The sequence below is a fragment of the Mycobacterium sp. genome, from assembly GCF_050701515.1.
Lineage (GTDB): Bacteria > Actinomycetota > Actinomycetes > Mycobacteriales > Mycobacteriaceae > Mycobacterium.
Window position 1 is genome coordinate 38,778 of record NZ_JBOGDB010000073.1, and the last position, 18,632, is coordinate 57,409.

Annotated in this window: 22 protein-coding genes; 10 read left to right on the top strand and 12 right to left on the bottom strand. The window is 67.2% G+C overall.

Annotation, left to right across the window (positions count from 1 at the left end; translation table 11 throughout):
• Positions 1-77: 77 nt before the first annotated feature.
• The 3 genes from ACRDU5_RS06325 to ACRDU5_RS06335 are packed head-to-tail and all read left to right on the top strand — an operon-like array spanning position 78 to position 3,274.
• Positions 78-1,433, top strand: coding sequence for a hypothetical protein (locus tag ACRDU5_RS06325; RefSeq protein ID WP_526613631.1), 1,356 nt, complete (start codon positions 78-80; stop codon positions 1,431-1,433).
• A gap of 52 nt (positions 1,434-1,485) precedes the next feature.
• A complete protein-coding gene (locus ACRDU5_RS06330; RefSeq protein ID WP_526613632.1) occupies positions 1,486-2,763 on the top strand; it encodes a molybdopterin-dependent oxidoreductase in 1,278 nt (425 codons plus the stop codon).
• 1 nt (position 2,764) lies between these two features.
• The gene (locus tag ACRDU5_RS06335; protein ID WP_526613633.1) at positions 2,765-3,274 is read left to right on the top strand and encodes a hypothetical protein; all 510 of its coding nucleotides are present in this window, start codon (positions 2,765-2,767) and stop codon (positions 3,272-3,274) included.
• Here ACRDU5_RS06335 and ACRDU5_RS06340 read toward each other — a convergent pair.
• From ACRDU5_RS06340 to ACRDU5_RS06350, 3 genes are read right to left on the bottom strand one after another with little or no spacing between them, the layout of a single operon-like run.
• The gene (locus ACRDU5_RS06340; protein WP_526613634.1) at positions 3,255-3,884 is read right to left on the bottom strand and encodes a methyltransferase domain-containing protein; all 630 of its coding nucleotides are present in this window, start codon (positions 3,882-3,884) and stop codon (positions 3,255-3,257) included. The genes ACRDU5_RS06335 and ACRDU5_RS06340 overlap by 20 nt on opposite strands.
• Position 3,885: 1 nt before the next feature.
• Entirely contained in the window at positions 3,886-4,551 is a 666-nt protein-coding gene (locus ACRDU5_RS06345) for a TIGR04282 family arsenosugar biosynthesis glycosyltransferase (RefSeq protein WP_526613635.1), read from the bottom strand.
• On the bottom strand, positions 4,548-5,204 hold the full coding sequence (locus tag ACRDU5_RS06350) for a glycosyltransferase family 2 protein (RefSeq protein WP_526613636.1): 657 nt from the start codon (positions 5,202-5,204) through the stop codon (positions 4,548-4,550). Before ACRDU5_RS06350 ends, ACRDU5_RS06345 begins: the two co-directional genes overlap by 4 nt.
• A 105-nt stretch (positions 5,205-5,309) precedes the next feature.
• Between ACRDU5_RS06350 and ACRDU5_RS06355 the strand changes: the two genes are divergently transcribed.
• From ACRDU5_RS06355 to ACRDU5_RS06370, 4 genes are all read left to right on the top strand, one after another.
• Positions 5,310-6,026, top strand: a complete 717-nt coding sequence (locus tag ACRDU5_RS06355; protein ID WP_526613637.1) for a response regulator transcription factor — start codon at positions 5,310-5,312, stop codon at positions 6,024-6,026.
• Positions 6,013-7,038, top strand: coding sequence for a sensor histidine kinase (locus ACRDU5_RS06360; RefSeq protein ID WP_526613638.1), 1,026 nt, complete (start codon positions 6,013-6,015; stop codon positions 7,036-7,038). The genes ACRDU5_RS06355 and ACRDU5_RS06360 overlap by 14 nt, the downstream gene beginning before the upstream one ends.
• A gap of 10 nt (positions 7,039-7,048) precedes the next feature.
• On the top strand, positions 7,049-7,702 hold the full coding sequence (locus ACRDU5_RS06365; protein ID WP_526613639.1) for a cytochrome b: 654 nt from the start codon (positions 7,049-7,051) through the stop codon (positions 7,700-7,702).
• A 92-nt stretch (positions 7,703-7,794) separates the two neighbouring features.
• On the top strand, positions 7,795-8,232 hold the full coding sequence (locus ACRDU5_RS06370; protein WP_526613640.1) for a DUF5990 family protein: 438 nt from the start codon (positions 7,795-7,797) through the stop codon (positions 8,230-8,232).
• On the opposite strand, the gene ACRDU5_RS06375 is transcribed toward ACRDU5_RS06370, so the two are convergent.
• From ACRDU5_RS06375 to ACRDU5_RS06400, 6 genes are all read right to left on the bottom strand, one after another.
• Positions 8,221-9,348 (bottom strand): NAD(P)H-dependent flavin oxidoreductase, encoded by a 1,128-nt coding sequence (locus tag ACRDU5_RS06375; RefSeq protein ID WP_526613641.1) that lies wholly within the window; start codon positions 9,346-9,348, stop codon positions 8,221-8,223. The genes ACRDU5_RS06370 and ACRDU5_RS06375 overlap by 12 nt on opposite strands.
• Positions 9,349-9,361: 13 nt before the next feature.
• A complete protein-coding gene (locus ACRDU5_RS06380) occupies positions 9,362-10,174 on the bottom strand; it encodes an alpha/beta hydrolase (RefSeq protein ID WP_526613671.1) in 813 nt (270 codons plus the stop codon).
• 8 nt (positions 10,175-10,182) lie between these two features.
• Complete coding sequence (locus ACRDU5_RS06385) at positions 10,183-11,565, bottom strand: PE-PPE domain-containing protein (RefSeq protein WP_526613642.1); 1,383 nt, start codon at positions 11,563-11,565, stop codon at positions 10,183-10,185.
• 125 nt (positions 11,566-11,690) lie between these two features.
• Positions 11,691-12,722: an NAD-dependent epimerase/dehydratase family protein gene (locus tag ACRDU5_RS06390; RefSeq protein ID WP_526613643.1), complete on the bottom strand. Its 1,032-nt coding sequence runs from the start codon at positions 12,720-12,722 to the stop codon at positions 11,691-11,693.
• Positions 12,719-13,498, bottom strand: a complete 780-nt coding sequence (locus ACRDU5_RS06395) for an S-methyl-5'-thioadenosine phosphorylase (protein ID WP_526613644.1) — start codon at positions 13,496-13,498, stop codon at positions 12,719-12,721. Before ACRDU5_RS06395 ends, ACRDU5_RS06390 begins: the two co-directional genes overlap by 4 nt.
• A 23-nt stretch (positions 13,499-13,521) precedes the next feature.
• A complete protein-coding gene (locus tag ACRDU5_RS06400) occupies positions 13,522-13,728 on the bottom strand; it encodes a hypothetical protein (RefSeq protein WP_526613645.1) in 207 nt (68 codons plus the stop codon).
• Positions 13,729-13,798: 70 nt separating this feature from the next.
• Between ACRDU5_RS06400 and ACRDU5_RS06405 the strand changes: the two genes are divergently transcribed.
• Complete coding sequence (locus tag ACRDU5_RS06405) at positions 13,799-14,671, top strand: 1,4-dihydroxy-2-naphthoate polyprenyltransferase (protein WP_526613672.1); 873 nt, start codon at positions 13,799-13,801, stop codon at positions 14,669-14,671.
• A 10-nt stretch (positions 14,672-14,681) separates the two neighbouring features.
• On the opposite strand, the gene ACRDU5_RS06410 is transcribed toward ACRDU5_RS06405, so the two are convergent.
• Entirely contained in the window at positions 14,682-15,950 is a 1,269-nt protein-coding gene (locus tag ACRDU5_RS06410) for an oxygenase MpaB family protein (protein WP_526613673.1), read from the bottom strand.
• A 184-nt stretch (positions 15,951-16,134) separates the two neighbouring features.
• Here ACRDU5_RS06410 and ACRDU5_RS06415 point away from each other — a divergent pair, with 184 nt between their 5' ends.
• Positions 16,135-16,722, top strand: a complete 588-nt coding sequence (locus ACRDU5_RS06415; protein ID WP_526613646.1) for a TetR/AcrR family transcriptional regulator — start codon at positions 16,135-16,137, stop codon at positions 16,720-16,722.
• On the opposite strand, the gene ACRDU5_RS06420 is transcribed toward ACRDU5_RS06415, so the two are convergent.
• Positions 16,719-17,285, bottom strand: a complete 567-nt coding sequence (locus ACRDU5_RS06420; RefSeq protein ID WP_526613647.1) for a Clp protease N-terminal domain-containing protein — start codon at positions 17,283-17,285, stop codon at positions 16,719-16,721. The two genes, ACRDU5_RS06415 and ACRDU5_RS06420, sit on opposite strands and share 4 nt — an antisense overlap.
• Before the next feature lie 2 nt (positions 17,286-17,287).
• Positions 17,288-17,509, bottom strand: coding sequence for a helix-turn-helix domain-containing protein (locus ACRDU5_RS06425; protein WP_526613648.1), 222 nt, complete (start codon positions 17,507-17,509; stop codon positions 17,288-17,290).
• A gap of 113 nt (positions 17,510-17,622) precedes the next feature.
• On the opposite strand from ACRDU5_RS06425, the gene ACRDU5_RS06430 reads away from it, so the two are divergent.
• On the top strand, positions 17,623-18,624 hold the full coding sequence (locus tag ACRDU5_RS06430; protein ID WP_526613649.1) for an AAA family ATPase: 1,002 nt from the start codon (positions 17,623-17,625) through the stop codon (positions 18,622-18,624).
• Positions 18,625-18,632 lie beyond the last annotated feature (8 nt).

Here is an 18,632-nt window from a genome sequence, read left to right on the forward strand (position 1 = left end):
CCAAATGGCGGCCACGAAGTCCGAGGTGTAGTACTCGGCGGGCAGTTGTGAACTACCCAGCCAATAGGCTGGCGGTCGTGCGGATCGGTCGCGGCGAGGCGGTGGCGGTAGCCGTCGCCGTCGTTCTGGTGGTGGCGGCGTTCGTGGTGCCGCACCTAGATCTGGGCATTGTCACTCCGCTGATCAACGCCGGCCCGGGTCGGATCTACAGCTTCGCCGACACCGCACCGATCTTCGGATGGTGGAGGGCCCACCTCGGGTGGGGCACCATACCGGCGATCCTGATCGGCATCGCGGCGGTGCTGTGGGGACCAACCGTGGCGCAGCGGTTGGGATGGCGGGCATTGACCCTGACGGTGTGGGCGGCATCGGGCGGGTGGGCGTTCTCGCTGGCGATGATCGACGGCTGGCAGCGCGGGTTCGTTCGCCGGCTCACCGCCCCCCACGAATACCTGCGCCAGGTGCCCACCGTCACCGACACTGCCGAGGCGGTGCGTGGCTTCGCCGGCAGAATCCTCGACTTCCAGCCCGATTCGTGGATGACGCACGTGTCCGGTCATCCGCCCGGGGCGCTGCTGACATTCGTGTGGCTGGACCGCATCGGGTTGGGCGGCGGCGTGTGGGCGGCGCTGCTGTGCCTGTTGGTCGGATCCAGCGCTGCCGCCGCGATCATCGTCACCGTGCGGGCAGTGGCCGACGAAGCGACCGCCCGGTTGGCCGCACCGTTCGTCGCGGTGGCGCCGACGGCCATCTGGATCGCGGTCTCGGCCGACGGCTACTTCGCGGGCGTTGCGGCCTGGGGCATCGCGCTGCTGGCGCTGGCCGCCCGGCGCACGGTGCGGGTGCCGATGCTGGCCGCGGCCGGCGCCGGGCTGGTGCTGGGCTGGGCGGTCTTCCTCAACTACGGCTTGGTGCTGATGGCATTTCTGGTGCTGGCCGTGCTGATCGCGGCGGTGGATTGGCGCGCCGCGCTGCGTGCGCTGGTTCCGGCGGCCTTGGCGGCGGCGGTGGTGGTCACGGTGTTCGCCGCCGCCGGTTTCTGGTGGTTCGACGGCTATACCCTTGTCCAGGAACGCTATTGGCAGGGCATCGCCAACGACCGGCCGTTCCAGTATTGGTCCTGGGCCAACTTCGCCTCGGTGGTGTGCGCGATCGGGCTGGGCAGCGTGGCCGGCATCGGCCGGGCATTCGACATCGCGGCCATCCGCCGCAGCCCCGGGCTACCCCTGCTCGTGCTCGGCGCCTTGCTGGCCATCGTGGCCGCTGACCTCAGCATGCTGAGCAAGGCCGAAACCGAACGCATCTGGCTGCCGTTCACCATCTGGCTGACCGCTGCACCGGCACTCCTGCCTGGAAAGTCACACCGCTGGTGGCTGGCCCTCAACATTGTCGGCGCCCTGGTGCTCAACCACGTCATCATGACGAACTGGTGACATGGCTTCTGACCAACCGTTGACGTGGCCGATCGCGCGCGATAATCCGACAATGGCGAGCCCACCGCCGACCGACGACAACGGCAAGGCATTTCCGTCACGGCTGTGGCGCAGTCCGCTGCGTGGCCTGTGGCTGACGTCGATGCTGGGAGCGGCGCTGCTGACCACCTTGCCGATCGTGATCATCACCGGGCTGCTGTCATACATCGCGTATGGACCCCAGTTCGGACAGGCCATCCCGGCCGGTGTCGGCTGGTTGAAGCTGCCGACGTTCGACTGGCCGACGGACCCTTCCTGGCTGTACCGCCTCAACCAGGGCCTGCACGTCGGACTGGGCCTGATACTCATCCCGGTCGTGCTCGCCAAACTCTGGTCGGTGATCCCGCGCCTGTTCGCGTGGCCGCCCTCTCGGTCGATCGCCCAAGCACTGGAACGCATTTCGCTGCTGATGCTGGTCGGCGGAATCCTGTTCGAAATCATCACCGGCGTGCTGAACATCCAGTACGACTACGTCTTCGGATTCAGCTTCTACACCGCCCACTACTACGGAGCCTGGGTCTTCATCGCGGGCTTCCTCATCCACATCACGATCAAGATTCCGCGCATGTGGACCGGGCTGCGGTCGATGTCCTTTCGAAAGATGTTGCGCACCAGCCGCGCCGACACTCGTCCCGAGCCATTTGAACCGGACGGGTTGGTTGCCGGCGAACCCGGTCCCCCGACGATCAGCCGCCGCGGGGCCCTTGCACTCGTTGGTGGCGGCGCGCTGTTCATGGCCGTGATCACGGCCGGGCAGGTCATCGGAGGCTTCACCCGGCAGGCGGCGCTGCTGCTACCGCGCGGCCGCACTCGCGGCGACGGTCCCAATGACTTCCAGGTCAACAGAACGGCGTTCGCCGCGGGAATATCACCGGAACTGACCGGTGACCGCTGGCGACTCACCCTGACCGGCGGCCCGTCGCCGGTTGTCGTGGACCGTGCAGCGCTGACCGCCATGCCGCAGCACACCGCGCGGCTGCCCATCGCCTGCGTCGAGGGCTGGTCGACCACCGAAACCTGGACCGGCGTGCCGCTGGCGGAGCTCGCACGGCGGGCGGGCGTGCCGAATCCCACGTCGGCCTTCGTGCGATCGGTGGAGCGTCGGGGCGCATTCAACCGCGCTACCTTGCAGGCCAATCAGGTCCTTCACCCCGATTCGCTGCTGGCACTCCGCGTCAACGACGCCGCCCTGTCACTCGACCATGGTTATCCCGCCCGCGTCATCGTTCCGGCGCTGCCCGGTGTGCACAACACCAAGTGGGTCGCGTCCATCGACTTCAGGGCCGGCTGATATGCGCAGCGCACTCGCTCGATTCCGTACCGTTTACGGCTCACATCCGCTGCACCTGTTGACGCTCATCGCCGGGTTCGCGCTGCTCGGCTACGTGCTGGCCACCGTCAAACCCGTGACGCTGTGGAACCCGAACACATGGTGGCAATCAATCGCGGTGTGGTTCGCGGTCGCGATCATCGCGCACGACCTTGTGCTGTTCCCGATCTACGCGCTCGCTGACCGAGTTCTGCTGTCGGCTCGACGTATTCGGATGCGCGGTAGCGATGCAACGGTCCCGCTGCTGAACCATCTTCGGGTACCTGCGATGGGGGCAGCGTTGACGCTGCTGGTCTTCCTGCCCGGCATCATCCAGCAGGGCGCTCCGACGTATCTGGCCGCCACCGGCCAGACGCAGGAGCCGTTTCTGGGCCGGTGGCTGTTGTTGACCGCGGCAATGTTCGCAACGAGCGCCGTCATCTATGCGATTCGGCTGGCGCTGGCCCGCAGGGCTAGGCCGCCGTCAGGCTAGCGACGACCCGGTCACCGATCGGATGGATTCCGGTCAGCGAAAAGCCGGCTTTGCTGGCGAGTTCGGCCGCACAGTCGATGCCGACGGAGGCCCAGCGAAACCACGGGCCGATCGTGTGCGACGACTCCAGCCGCACCCATCCGGTACGGATACCCCTTGCCACCGTTTCAAATTCGGCGATGCAGCGGCCACCGCGCCTCAACAGCTCCGCTGCCCGCCGGAGCACTCGAAGCGGGTCACCACCCAGCCCGATGTTGCCGTCGGCGAGCAGCACGGTCTGCCATCGTCCGGTCGCGGGTAACGTTTCGAATACGTCTCGCCGAATGACGACCGCACCGTTGCGCCGTGCCAGCCCGACGGCCGTGGCGGACTGGTCGACTCCCAACGCCGGGATGCCGCGCCGAACAAGCTCTGTGACCAATCGGCCTGGGCCACAACCCAGGTCGATCGTCGGCCCGTTACACAGTTCCACCACGGCTCGGTCGAACTGGCCGTCGGCTTGGCCGCCGCCAAGCCATCTCCGCACGGGCAGATGGCGGACTTCGCCGTCGTCGTGGCGGATCCAACAGCGCTCACCGTCAAGAGCGCGGTCGTAGAGGTTGCCCAGCATGTCAGATTCCCGCCGCTTTCGTCGCGCGCACGAACCGGCTGTCCGGTGCACAGAGATCTCGAACGGCGTGCACATCGTCGATGGTGTCCACGTCCGACAACTCAGCAACCAGGGTCACGTCAATACCTTTATCGCGCAGCGCCGCAAGCGTTGCTGGGCCGGTGTCCGAGCGCGACGTCGGTATCGCATGCAGGCAATCAGCCATAGCGGCGTCGATCACTCCGAGCACCCACCATCCGCCGTCGCGAGCGACGCCGAGCACGGCGTCGGTTTGCAACAGGGCCTGCGCACATTCGGTCAGCAGGACGGAGGTCACCTGCGGAGTGTCCGACGCGATCAGCAGGACTGGACGGGCGCCCGCTGCCTCCTGCGAATCCACGATCGCGTTGGCCAGCCGTGCCGAGAAATCGACGCCCCGCTGCTCGACCACCTGGAAAGCGCCTATCCGCGAACGGATTTCGCCGCCGTTGCTTGCCTGTTGCAAATCGCCGGTCAGCGCCAGCACCCGCGCCTGCACGTGCGTCGCCTCCACCGCGTCGAGCGTGTCCAATAGCCCGGCGGCGGCGATTTCGGCGGCGGCCCGGTCGCCGACGGTGGCGGCCAGCCGGGTCTTCGCCTGACCGGGCACCGGTGCCTTGGCGATCACAGCCACCGTCACGGGGATCATTTGATCGCCCGCCAAAAGTCCAGGCCCGCATGCACGCTGCCGCGCAGCGATCCGCTGACCTTCGACTTGCCGCCGGTGCGCGGCCCGTAGTCGACATCCCGTTCGACCACTCGCCAACCCGCCTGTGCGGCGCGCACCATCAGCTCCACCGGGTAGCCCGTTCGGCGGTCGGTGATGCCGAGCGCCAGCAGCGCATCGCGACACGCGACCCGCATCGGCGCAATGTCATGCACCGGCAGCCCGTACCGGGAGCGCAGTCGCCAGCACACTGCCGCGGTTCCCAACCGCGCGTGCCACGGCCAGCGCAAGCCGCGCACCGGGCGCCGTCGGCCGATCGCCATGTCGGCGCCGCGGTCGAGCTCATCGACCAGGGCGGGCAGTTCCGCGGGATCCAGCGACCCGTCGGCGTCGATGACCGCGACGATCGGCGTCGTCGCCGCCTCCACTCCGGCATGCACCGCCGACCCGTAACCGGGCCGCATCTCGGTGACCACGTCGGCGCCGTGGCGACGGGCCACGTCGGCGGTGTCATCTGCGCTGTTGTTGTCGACCACGAGAGGTCTATACCCATCCGGAATGGCCGCCAGCACCCCGGGCAACGACTCCGCTTCGTTGAGACAGGGCAGCACCACTGTGACGGAACCGTCGGGCATACCAGAAGACGCTAGGCCAGCCATGATGGGCGTACCAGGGTGAACGGTGACGAAACCATGACATCGGCGCAGGTAGTGGCACCCGCACGGCTAATCTCGGAAGTTGTGACGCGGGTGCTGATTGCCGACGACGACACCGTCGTGCGCGATGTCGTGCGCCGCTACCTGGAACGTGACGGCCTCGAGGTCGCGATTGCCCGCGACGGCCACGAGGCCCTTCGCCTGCTCGGCACGCAGCGCATCGACGTGGCGGTGCTCGACGTGATGATGCCCGGACCCGACGGCCTGACCCTGTGCCGCAGCCTGCGCCATCGCGGGGACTACACCCTGCCGGTGATCCTGCTGACCGCGCTCGGCGAGGAGGACGACCGGATCGCCGGGCTGGAAGCCGGCGCCGACGACTACCTGACCAAGCCGTTCAGCCCCCGCGAACTGGCACTGCGGGTGCGGTCCGTGCTGCGACGAGCCCAGTCGCAGGTCGTTGTGCTGCCGGTGGAACTCACCGTCGGCGATCTGACCGTCTCCACCGCCGCCCGCTCGGCGAGCATCGACGGCGAACCGGTCAGCCTGACCAACCGCGAGTTCGAACTGCTGCTGTTCTTCATGACGCACGCCGACACGGTGTTCTCCCGCGAGGAGTTGCTCAAGCGGGTGTGGCGGTGGGAGTTCGGCGACCTCTCGACGGTCACCGTGCACGTCAAGCGGCTGCGGTCCAAGCTCGGCGACCAGCACCGGGTGCAGACCGTGTGGGGCCGGGGCTATCTCTGGAGTTCCGGCGATGAGCGCTCGCGCGAAGAGCAGACCACTGATGCCGGCGAATGACTTCTGGGAGATCGTCGGGTGGGCGCTGGCCTGCTCGGTGCCGGTGGTGCTGGCCGGGGCGCTGATCATCCGGCTGGCCCGGTCGTGGTCGCTGGCGGTCAGCATGGTGGCGCTGGTGCTGATCCCAACGATCGCCACCTTCACCGGCGTGCTCGGCGCCAGCGGATTCATGGTGACCGAGACGTTCGAGCGGACCGCTGTGGTGCTGGTCATCGTCTCGATCGTGACCATCCCAGCCGCGATCATGATGGCCCGCTACCAGGCCCGCCGCACGGTGTGGGAGCAGGAGATCCAGGACTCCGAGCGAGCGGCCGAGCAGTCGCGGCGGAGGCTCGTCGCCTTCGTCAGCCACGACCTGCGCACGCCGCTGGCCGGGATTCGCGCGGTGTCGGAGGCAATCGCCGACGGCGTGGTCGCCGATGACGAGGTTCGCACCCACGCCAAACACATTGAACAGGAATCGATCCGGCTCGCCGAGATGGTCGACGACCTGTTCGAGATGTCGAAGATCAACGCCGGGGCGATCCAACCCGCCTACGACAAGGTGGCACTCGACGAGGTGGTCGACGACGTGATGGCCGCGCACCGCATCGCCGCCGAGCGGGCCGGCGTGGTGCTGACGGCGGACCTGCCCGTCAAGCCGGTGCGGGTGGTCGGCAGCGACCGGGCGCTGGTGCGGGTGCTGTCCAACCTGGTGGCCAATGCCATCGCGCACACGCCGGAGGGCGGCAAGGTGGAGCTGGCGCTGGGCGCCGACGAGAACGGCGCGTGGGCGCGTGTCGACGACACCGGGGTGGGTATCGACGAGGCCGACCTGCCGCGGGTTTTCGACGTCGCCTACCGGGGTTCGAATGACCGGGTGCCGCGGTCCGATTCGTCGTTGCCCAGCGGCTCCGGGCTCGGTCTGGCCATCGCGGCCGGGCTGGTGCAGGCGCATCGCGGCACGCTGTCGGCGCGAAATCTGGGCACCGGTGCCCGCTTCGAGGTGCGGCTGCCGCTGGCCAGCGACTGACTTCTGCCCTATGCACCTCCGCAACGGCGAGTACGGATACGGCGTCGTCACCAAGTTCCTGCACTGGCTCACGGTGGGCGCGATCGTCGGCCAGTTCGCCGTCGGCTGGACCATGGCGGCCGACGACGAGGCCTTCGACAGCGAGAAGGACCGCATCGACGCACTCGAGGACGCGGGCAAGGATCAGGCCAAAGAGCAGGGTGACGCCGCGGACGACGCCTTCAAGGACGAGATCGATCGCCTCGAGGACGAGTTGGATGCCCGCGAGGACGACTACATGTCCGCGGCATTCTCCGACGTGCTCACCGGTGACTTCTTGAAGGATGGACTGTCGCTGCCGGAAGTACACATACTGCTTGGCTTTTCGATCATGGCGCTCGGTCTGCTGCGGGCGCTGTGGCGGGTGGCCACACCGCTGCCGCCGTGGGCCGACTACCTGACGCCGGGCGAACGGCGGCTCGAAGCGCTGCTGGAGAAGATTCTGTTAACGCTGCTGTTTGTGGTGCCTGGCACCGGGCTGCTGCTGATCGCCGGCGAATCCGATTGGCTCCCCGTGCATATCGCCGCGCAGGTGGCGCTGCGGTTGACAATTGCGGTGCACGTCGGGCTGGTGCTCAGCCACACCCTCGTGCGCCGGGACGGCCAGCTGTGGCGGATGCTCTGACTGCCACGGTCGTCGCATTGCGATTTCGGCGTGATATCTAGCGCTGAGCGCAGGTTTTCACGCCGAAATCGCTGGGAGGTGACAATGGCTGCGTGCAGATTCGAATCGTCGGTAGAAACCTGCCGGGGCGCGACTGCGGGCGTGGCGACAACTTCCCCGGCTATACGAACATCCACGTCGGGGTGCAGCGCAAGAACCGTCCCGACGAGCTGCTGGATCTGCATCCCGGCGACGCCGCTGAGGCCACCTGGACTCTGGACTGTGAGGTCGACGGCTCCGACGTCCGCGGGCCCTACATCCAGGGGCCGCCTGGCGGACGGTTCATCTACCTGAGTTGGGGCACCGTCGATGGCGACGGCTTCGCCATGTTCCGGCGCGCAAAGCTGATGCTTTCCGACGTGCCGGGCGACATGCTCGCCGAAGCCGCCAAGTCGGGATTGCTCGTAGGCAGCCTCGGCCTCACCGACGCCAAGGGCCATCCGCTGTGTGCAGCGGTACGACCACCGGTGATCGATTGGTCAGTCGGGTAGTGAGTTGCTCAGCCGTTCCGTCGCGGACAGGTAGTCCTCGATGAACTCCCGCACCACTTCGCGGGCCGGCTTGACCTTGTTCATCAGCCCGACGCCCTGCCCGACGAAGTAGGTCGCCAGCGCCTGCGCGCCCGGATGACCCTGCGCGGCAAGCGCATCGACGCGCCACAGCACGGGCTCGGCCAGCATCGACTGCAACGGAAGCGGCAGCGGCTTGCGGCCGCCGTCGTTGGGGGCCCACGCGGCCGTCCAGTCCGACGCCAGCTGCCGCGCCGGTTTCCCGGTTCGACCCGCCGAGCGCACGGCGTCGCGCGACGTCGCCGCCAGGAACTTCTGCACGGTATGCGGCGATGTTTCGGCTTCCTCGGTCGTCAACCAGACCGAACCCGTCCATGCGCCGTCGGCGCCCATCGCGACGGCTGCGGCCATCTGCCTGCCGGTCACGATGCCGCCGGCGGCCAACACCGGCACCTTGGCTCCGGTCGCCTCGATCGCTTCTATCACCTCGGGGATCAGGACCATCGTCGTCACCTCGCCGCAGTGCCCGCCGGCCTCGGTGCCCTGGGCGACGATGAGGTCCACCCCTGCCGCGACCTGCTTGGCCGCGTGCTCCCTGGCGCCGACCAACGCGGCGACGGGAATGCCGCGCTCCTTGCCGGCCTCGATCATGTAGTCGGGCGGAACCCCCAATGCGTTGGCGATCAACTTGATCGGATGGCTCATGGCGACCTCGAGCAGATCCTTGCCGGTGTTGCCGGACAGGAATGATCCGCCAAGCCGGGTCTTCTTCTCGGGCTGAATGTCATGGGCGGCAAGCAATTCGGCGACGTAGGTGCGATAGCTCTCCGGGATCCGGTCCCCCAACTGACCGCTGGACAGGCTTTCACCTTTGCCCTCGAAGGTCGCGGGCACGATCAAGTCGAGTCCATAGGGCTTCCCGCCGACGTGATCGTCGATCCAGGACAGCTGCTGATCGAGCAGCTCCGGGGTGAAGGCGGTCGCCCCCAGCACGCCGAAGCCGCCGGCGTTGGTGACCGCAGCCACGACGTCGCGGCAATGGCTGAAGGCGAAGAGCGGGAAATCGATACCGTACTGCTCACAGATGGCGGGCTTCACCCGTCCAGTATCGCTACCGCACACCCGCCTCGGACAGGAACCTCCCCACCTCGTCGAGCATCTGGCGGCCGTCGAGCAACGCGGCGTCGTTGTGTCCGGCCCCGGACACCAGCACGAACCGCTTCGGCTCGGGGGCCGCTTCGTACAGCCGCTTGCTCAGCGACGTGGGCACGATGTCGTCACGGTCGCCGGCGATCACCAGCACCGGCGCATCGACCGAGCCGATCCGGTCGATCGACGGATAGCGGTCGATGAGCAGCCGCCCGACCGGCAGCCAGGGATAGTGCACGCGGCCGACGTCGGCCAGCGACGTGAACGGGGACCGCAGCACCAGCGCGGCCGGCGGACGCTCGGTCGCCAGGCCGACCGCCACCCCCGCGCCGAGGGACTCGCCGAAGTAGGCGATCCGGTCGGGATCGACCTCCGGCTGCGCGGCCAGCCAGGCCTGGGCGGCCCGCGCATCGGCGGCCAGGCCGTCCTCGGACGGCTGGCCCGGGTTGCCGCCGTACCCGCGGTAGTCGAAAAGCAAGACGGAAAGGCCGATGTCGTTCAGTGCGGCGGCCAGTTCCAGGCGCATCGACCGGTCCCCGGCGTTTCCATTGCACACCAGCACTGCCGGCCCTCGTCCGGCCACGGGGAAATACCAAGCGCCCAAACGGATTCCGTCCTCAGTGTCGAGGACGACGTCACGACCGTTAGGCAGGAACGCCGCCGCCGACGGCACCGGGCCGGGCGACGGAAAGTAGATCAACCGTCGCTGTTGTGACCACAGCAGCGCAAGCACTCCGGACGCCACGAGCGTGACGATAACTAGCGGAACGAGTATTCGCCGGACTACGGCCCCTCAGGCTCAGGCGAGCTGGATGCCGCGTCGTCGGTTTTGTCCTGCTTGCCGCTAAGGCGGCTGAGCGAAGAGCTGATGTTGTCGACAATCTTCTTCAACGGCCTTGCCCCACCGGTCGACGACGTGGTGCCGGTTCTGTTCATGCCGGGGAACACCATGTTCCCGCCGGTCGTGCTGACCCTGTTTGTCGCCGAACTCGTATTGGTGAGCGTCGACGTATTGGAGAGCGTCGACAGGAAGGGCAGCTTGCCTGCCTCCTTGAGCGGCCCGGTCACGAAGAGCTCCGGCGACGACACGTGATCTTCCGCCGCGTCCGCGCCGGCCTCAAAGCCGGTTTCCACGGTAGCTGGCACGCCGCCCAAACCTGCCAGCGATGAACCCGGCTGCATGGGCCGCGGCACAGTGGGATCGAGCGGTATCGCTTCGTTGCCCTCTTCGCCCAGGCCGTCGTCATAACCCGCATTGACGAGCTCCGTCAGGGTCGGATCTAACGCATCGGCCAGAATTGCGCCGCCAGGAAGTAACCGCAGCGCACGTGTCAGGGGCAATCCGTCGGACTGGAATGTGACGTAGGTGATGTTTCCGTCCACCGGATCGTCGCTCATTATGGTGCCGTTCGGTGCAACCACGAAGTGGCGGTGGACCGCCGGGTAATCCATATCCTCGCCTTTCGCGTCGTCGATTGCCTCTTGCGGCATCGGAGCGTTTTGCTCCGCTCCATAGCCGAAGGCGTACGCGGCCAGAGTGTTGCCAATAGAGAAAGGATTGAGCGGGTCGACAGGAGCGCTCGAGTTGAAGTTGTACTCGTACGCGACGTCCAAGACCGGCACAGTCAAGTCGCTTGGCGTCGGCTCCGCCGAGGTGAGCAGCAGCGGAGCGAACGGCGCATATGTAGTCCAGAACCCACCCGCCGCACGGTTGGTGTTGTTGTCGAGGATCACCAGGTCGATGTCGTTCAGTGCGGGGTCGTTGTTGTCGCGCAGCTGTGCCAGCGCGGTGCCGGTCTGACCCGCACCCCATCCGGAGGCCAGGACCGCGATCGGCTCACCGTCGGCGTCGCTTATGGCACTTGCGATGCCTTGGGGCCCCGCCAAGAACGGGACAACCTGCGGCGAGCCGTAGAACTCCTCAATGTCTTCGTCCGTCCACTCGTTGTTGTAGTACGTCGAACCCGCGAAGAACTGGGCCGTCGAGTTGGCGGGGGTGATCAGCGCGACCAACTCGACTGCCACCGGCGCGGCCGCCGTCGTGGTGCCGGTCATCAACGCGGTCGACAGGCCGGTGGCGGAAACCGCGGCCGCCGCGAGACCGGAGCCGCCGCGTCGCGCGGCAGAGGACCGCCGTCGAGCAGATTTGCGGTGCTTACCGGCCATGGGAGCCTCTCCTAGGACGTGCCAAATGGTGGACGCATGTTCGTGAGTCCCCCAGACGAGCAAACGCTAACACGGCGACGGCGCTGGGACTATCCAAAACAAGCAATACGTGTTAAACGCGCTGGCTACCCCCGCAACGGCGCGTACGCGAACTCGCGCAGACCATCGCGCGGGTCGACGACGGCCCGGAACCCCAGCAACTCCGCCGCACCCGCCGGACTGGCCACGATGTGGCGAACATCGCCGCTGCGGTACTGGCCGGTGACCACCGGCGGCACGTCCCCGCGGGCGTCGCACAACTCTTTGGCCACCTCCAGGATCGAGATCGGCCGACCCGAGCACACATTGGCGGGTGTGAAGCCATCCGGGTGCGCGTCGATCGCCGCGATGTTGGCCGCGGCGACGTCGTCGACGTGTACGAAGTCACGCATCTGCTTGCCGTCCTCGAAAACCCTTGGCACGTCGCCGGCTTCGAGCTCGGAGCGAAAGATCGCGGCGACACCGGAATACGGGGTATCGCGCGGCATGTGCGGGCCGTAGACGTTGTGATAGCGCAGCGCGACCACCGAACCGCCGGTGGCTTCCGCCCACGCCAGCGCGTAGTTCTCCTGCGCGACCTTGCTGGCGGCGTACAGGCTGCGCGGCCGCAGCGGGGCAGCCTCGTCAACCAATTGCCATTGCAATTGCTCGCCGCCGATCGGGCAGCGGTGCTCGAAGATCCCGGCATCCAGGTCGGCGCGGGCGCGCGGCAGCGGTTCCACCAGGCCGTGCTCGGCGCATTCGTAGCGGCCCTGGCCGTAGACCACCATGGACGAGGCCAGCACCAGCCGCCGGCAGCCCGCGGCGAACATCTCCGCGAGCAGCACCGTGGTGGCGTAGTCGTTGTGGCTGCCGTAGGACGGCGCATCGGCGGCATCGACCCCGGCGCCGACCACCGCTGCCTGATGGCACACCACGTCGACGCCGTCGAGCAGCGGTGCCACCGCACCGGTGTCGCGGATGTCGACCAGCTGCACGCCCACGGGTGGCTCGGCGCCGGCACCGTGCGCGGTGGACAACATCGCGTCGACCGCGACAACGTCGTGGCCGGCGTCGGCGAGTGCAGCGGCGACCCGTGCTCCGATGAAGCCGGCCGCGCCGGTCAACAGCACCCTCATGGCAGGTCGAACGGCAACTGGATGCCCTCGTGCGGCAGGCAGTGGGTGCACAGCCGCTCGGCGGTGACCTGGTCGATCGCCTCGTGCACCAGCTTCTTGAACGGCACCAGGTTGCGCTCGAACTCGGCGAACACGTCGATGGCCCGCACCCCGCTGCCGGCATCAACCCCGGCATCCACATCAGTCACCAAAGCGATTGCCGCATAACACATCTCGAGCTCTCGCGCCAGCACCGTCTCGGGATAGCCCGTCATGTTGACCAGCGAGAAGCCCTGGCGAGCGAACCATTGGCTCTCGGCGCGAGTGGAGAACCTCGGGCCCTGAATCACCACCATGGTGCCGCCGTCGACGACTCCGGGCAGCCCGGTTACCGCTGCGCGCAGCGTCGGACAGTACGGGTCGGCGAAGCCGACATGAATGCCGCCGGAGGGGAAGTAGGTGTCCTCGCGGCCCGTGGTGCGGTCCACCAGCTGATCGGGCACCACCATCGCGCCGGGTCCTAATTCGCGGGTGAGGCTGCCTACCGCGCACGGCCCGAAGATCCGGCGCACGCCCAGCGCCCGCAGCGCCCACATGTTGGCCCGGTACGGGACGGTGTGCGGCGAGAACTCATGCTTGACGCCGTGCCGCGGCAGGAAAGCGACTTCGTGGTGGCCGACGGTGCCCACCGTGATCGGTGCACTGGGCTCGCCGTATGGGGTGTCCAGGTTGACGCTGCGCGCGTCGGCGCCGAAGAAGGAGTAGAAGCCGCTGCCGCCGATGACTCCGAGCATCAAACCATTGTGCAGCTAGCGCTGGATCACTCGTCCTCGGTGCGCTGCGCCGCGCGGCGCGCACCGTCGCGGATCTCGAACACGTCGGTGGCCAGACCGCCGATCGCACCGGCGACGTCCTTGACGGCGGTGGTGATGATCGAGGTCACCTCGCCAACCGTCGAGGAAACGGACTGGACGGTCTCCTGCAGGGCATCCTTGCGGATTTCTCCCTTACTAAGTCGGTCTTCCATGCGTTCAGTCTTCCCGCTCGACGGCGGCAGCGCCAGGCGTCCGGGCGTCCGTCATGCGACGATGACGCTCGTGGCCAGTTTCGCGCAGTGGGTGGAGGGTGCCCGCCCGCGGACGTTGCCCAACGCGATTGCCCCGGTGATCGCCGGAACCGGTGCGGCCGCCTGGTTGGACTCCGCAGTGTGGTGGAAGGCGTTGCTGGCGGTGGTCGTCGCGGTCGCGATGATCGTCGGGGTCAACTACGCCAACGACTACTCCGACGGCATCCGGGGCACCGACGACGTGCGTGCCGGTCCGCTGCGATTGGTGGGCTCCCGGTTGGCGACGCCGCGGTCCGTGCTGACCGCGGCCGTGGTGAGCTTCGCGGTCGCCGCGTTGGCGGGGCTGGTGCTGTCCGCGCTCAGCGCACCGTGGCTGATCGTGGTCGGCGGGCTGTGCATCGCCGGGGCGTGGCTGTACACCGGCGGGTCGAAGCCGTACGGGTATCTCGGGCTGGGCGAGGTCGCGGTGTTCGTGTTCTTCGGCCTGGTCGCAGTCCTCGGCACCCAGTACACCCAGGCGCTGTGGATCGACTGGGTCGGTCTCGTGCTGGCGGTGGGGGTGGGCTCACTGTCGTCGGCGGTGCTGGTCGCCAACAACCTGCGCGACATCCCGACCGACAAGGAGTCCGAAAAGATCACGCTCGCGGTGCGGCTCGGCGACGCCCGCACCCGGCTGTTGTACCAGGCGTTGTTGGGCGTGGCCCTTGTCGCGACGCTGCTGCTGATGCTCGCGACGCCGTGGTGTGCAGTGGGGTTGGTCGCCGCACCGCTCGCGTGGCGGGCGGCGCGGCCCGTGCGCAAGGGCGGCGGCGGCAGGGATCTGATCCCGGTGCTGCGCGACACCGGGCTGACCATGTTGGTGTGGTCGGTCGCCGTGGCACTCGCGTTGTGGTTGGGGCCTTAGTGCGAGGTTGCTAGCCCGCCCTGGTGCGCTTCCGCAGCCCGGTGTCGGCCATCTTGTCGTGCCGGCTGTATGACGTGTCATCGCTCAGCGCGCCGGTCGCTCGCCGGACCAAGCGTTGCCGAACGTAATGGCCGAGGGCCTCGGATGCCCTGGTGCCACCCGGCACGTATCGCCGCGGGATCTCGGCGGCCCGGTTGACCGCCGCCGTGATCAGCACCGCCGCTTGAAACGCCTTTCGGTTGGGAAGTCCGAGGAAGTCCGCATTGGTGCGGCCGAGGATCAGCCGGCTGTATGCGGCGACGTAGTTGCTGAACAGCTGCCGGACGACCTGCGATGCGGGATCGTTTCCCGCCAACCCCAGGGAATAACCACCCGCCGCCAGCAGGGCCTCGGCGAGCTTGCGCGAATCCTCGTCCGGTAGGAACTCGTAGTCGGCCTGCAGCCACAGCAGTCGCCAGGTGTCGACCTCGTCCGCGGGTACGATCTCCGGCTCCAACCCCATCAGCACGCCGACATAGCGCCAGAAGTGGTAGACCGCCGCCTTCTCCTTCGCAGAGAACTTCAGGCCCAATGCTTGGCACCCAACGATATTGGCCAACGAGAACAGCATCAGCGTGCCGACCGTCTGAGACTGGTTGACTGGGTGATCCCATTCGTCGTAGTTCCAATCCGGCCGCCGATTCATCCCGGCACGCACCAGTGCATGCATCAATCGGACCCGCAGCACGCCTTTGAACCCGGGCGCGAATCGGTCCAGGCCGCCCGGCGAGGTCACGTCGAGCCACCAGGTTCCCGTCTCGGCGAGGCGCCGGGGGGCCATCGCGGTCAGGTCGCCGGAGGCCACCAGGGTCTTGTCTGCGCGGGAGGCCAGGTAGCCACCCATCAAAGCCAGCGCCGGCAACGCGAAGTAGACGCCCCACGGGCCGGTCCGCGCCGTGACCCGCGCGGCGAGCTGCAACTTGGCGGGGTTCACCCAATACGGCACCGCGTCGACCTGGGCAAAGAACGCCGAGAGTTCCTCGGGTGGATCTTCGACGGCATCGAAACCCTGCTCGACGGCGACTTCGAACAGGCGACGTCCCTCCCCGGCCGGCAGCCGCCGGAACATGGCCACTACCGCATCGGCCAGCGGATCACCCATCTGCGTGAATCGGCGGTATGAATCCCGTTGAGCAGCAGTCGGTTTGATGTCACCGGGTGCGAGTAGTCGGTATCCGATATTGAACGGGAACTCCTTGAAGATCACCGGGTCGGACAGTTCGCCGGACTTCAGGGACATCATCCCTCCACTCCTAATGATCTGGTGAAGCTCTTCACCAACCTTTTCTGGTGATAGCCTTCACCAAAACCACTGGCATTGCAAGCACCGAACAGAAGGAACCGGCATTCCCGAGCGGCGCTACGGCGGAGAAAGTGTTGACGAGCGGCGGCGACGCCGGCGCCAACAACTCATCGACGCCGCGATGGACCTCGTCGCCGAACACGGGGTGTCCAACCTGAAGGTCAGGGCGGTCTGCTCGCGGGCCCGGTTGAACGACCGCTACTTCTACGAGAGCTTTGCCGATTGCGACGCGTTGATGCTCGCGGCGTTTGAGGATCAGTTCGCCCGAGGAGTCACGGCTCTTCTGGTGGCGGCCGCACTATCACCCGCGCAGCCGCGCCCCCGGACCCGCGCTGCGATCGAGGCGGCCTTCGGCTTCGTCGACGCGGATCCCAGGCGGCCGCGGCTGTTGATCGAACTGCAGACGGCCGAAGCGCTCAAAGCCCGTCGGCGCCAAATGGTGCAAGCGCTCGCCAGCATCATGGTCGACCAGGCCCGGCAACTCCTCGGCGAGCGCGTCGTCGAGGATCAAAATGTCCATCTCGCCGGAGTCACGGTCGTCAGCGGCCTGCTGGAGTTGGCCACGATGTGGTTTCAGCACGACATCGACGTCGACCGCGACCAGCTAGTCGAATTCATGATCGCGATGATCCTGACGTCGTCTGACATCACCACCGCACTGGAACGCGAACTCGCGGAAGTCTCCCGGGACGCCGACGCCGACGCCTAGGCTGCCCTGTCCAACAATTCGACGATGTCTCCGCGTAACTGCGAGGCGTGCACGTGCTCGGTGATCAGGCCGAGGGTGAACGTGTCGCCGCTGCGTAGGATGGCCAGCAATAGATGCTCACATCCGATGGTGTTGTCCTTGTGCGCCAGCGCTTCTCGCAATGACAGCTCGAGCGCCTTCTTCGCCGGGCGGGTGAACGGGACGTGCCCGCGACGACGCCGACGGCGGCCGGACTTGCGCAGCGCATTGTCCCAGGTGCCTTCGCCGAATGTTCGGTCCACGTTGTCGCGGACCGCGCGCAGGTCAATGCCGATCGACTGCAGCGCTTCGGCGTCGTCGTCGAAGGATTCATCACCGCCGGATTTCGCGGCGATCAGCCGGTCGCGGATCACGTCGGCGGTCAGGCCGTAACCACCGAGAACCCTGGAGAGACCATGTCCGGCGCTCTGCAGCACGCCGACCAAAATGTGTTCGGGCCGAATCTCATCAGAGTTCAGTTCGCGGGCCTCTTCCTGGGCCAACACGACCGCGACCCGAGCGTTGCGGCTGAACCGCTCGAACATGGTCATCTCCTCCGGTTGTATTTCTGGTGCACGGCCTGGCGGCTCACGCCGAGCGCGTCGGCGATGGTCTGCCAGCTCCAGCCCTGCTCGCGGGCATTGGCGACGTGGATCGCCTCCAACCGCTCCTGCAGCCGCTGCAATGCCCGCACTGCGCGCAGCCCGGCGGCCGGATCGGCGCTCGCGAAGTCATGGCCGGCCGCGCCCAACCCATCGAGTTCGGTCACGCTGTCAGGATAGCTTGACGTGTCAAGGCAAGTTGACATCTCAGTCCGTACTGTGGATGGTTGCGCCGCCCCGGGTACCCAATGCGTCGCACCAACCCATTCGAAAGGCATCGATGACCGCAACACCGGTAAAACTCGATCCGCGCGATCTCGCCGAGGCGCAACGAGCAGTCGGCGCGGTGGCCGACGCGTTCTCGGCGAAGGTGGTCGGGCAGCAGAACCTGCGCGAATCGTTGCTGATCGGCCTGCTCGCCGGCGGGCACATTCTGATCGAGGCCGTTCCCGGGCTGGCCAAGACCACCGCTGCGCGGGTGATCGCCGAGTCGATTCACGGCGGCTTTCAGCGGATTCAGTGCACGCCGGATTTGTTGCCCAGCGACATCATCGGCACCCAGGTGTACGAGTCGGCGACGAACTCGTTCGTCACCCAACTGGGCCCGGTGCACACCAACATCGTTCTGCTCGATGAGATCAACCGGTCCAGCGCCAAAACGCAGAGCGCGATGCTGGAGGCGATGGAGGAACGCCAGACCACCATCGCCGGCACGGTCTACCCGATCCCCGAGCCGTTTCTGGTGATAGCGACCCAGAACCCGGTGGACCAGGAGGGCACCTATCCCCTTTCGGAAGCCCAGACCGACCGATTCATGCTCAAGGACATCGTGTCCTACCCCTCCTCTGAGCAGGAGGTGGAGGTGATGTTCCGGATGGACGCCGGGCTGTACGACAGGAACCACCGCAGCCGACCGGTCGTCGGCCTGGACGACGTGAAACGGTTGCAGGACGTCGTCCGCCACGTCCACATGGATCGGGCGCTGATGCACTACGCCAGCGAACTCGTCGCCGTGACCCGCACTCCCGATCAGTTCCTGCCCCGCCAACTTGCCCGGCTCATCGAGTACGGCGCGAGCCCGCGCGCCACCATCGCGTTCTGCAAGGCTGCCCGCGCACTGGCGGTGCTGTCCGGCCGTGCCCACGTCATTCCCGATGACATCGCCAAACTTGCCCACCGGGTGCTGCGGCACCGGCTCATCCTCGGATTCGAGGCGGCCAGCAACGGTGTCACCCCGGAGGTCATCATCGATGATGTCCTGCAAGCGGTCCGGGTGCCCTAGAGGTCGCC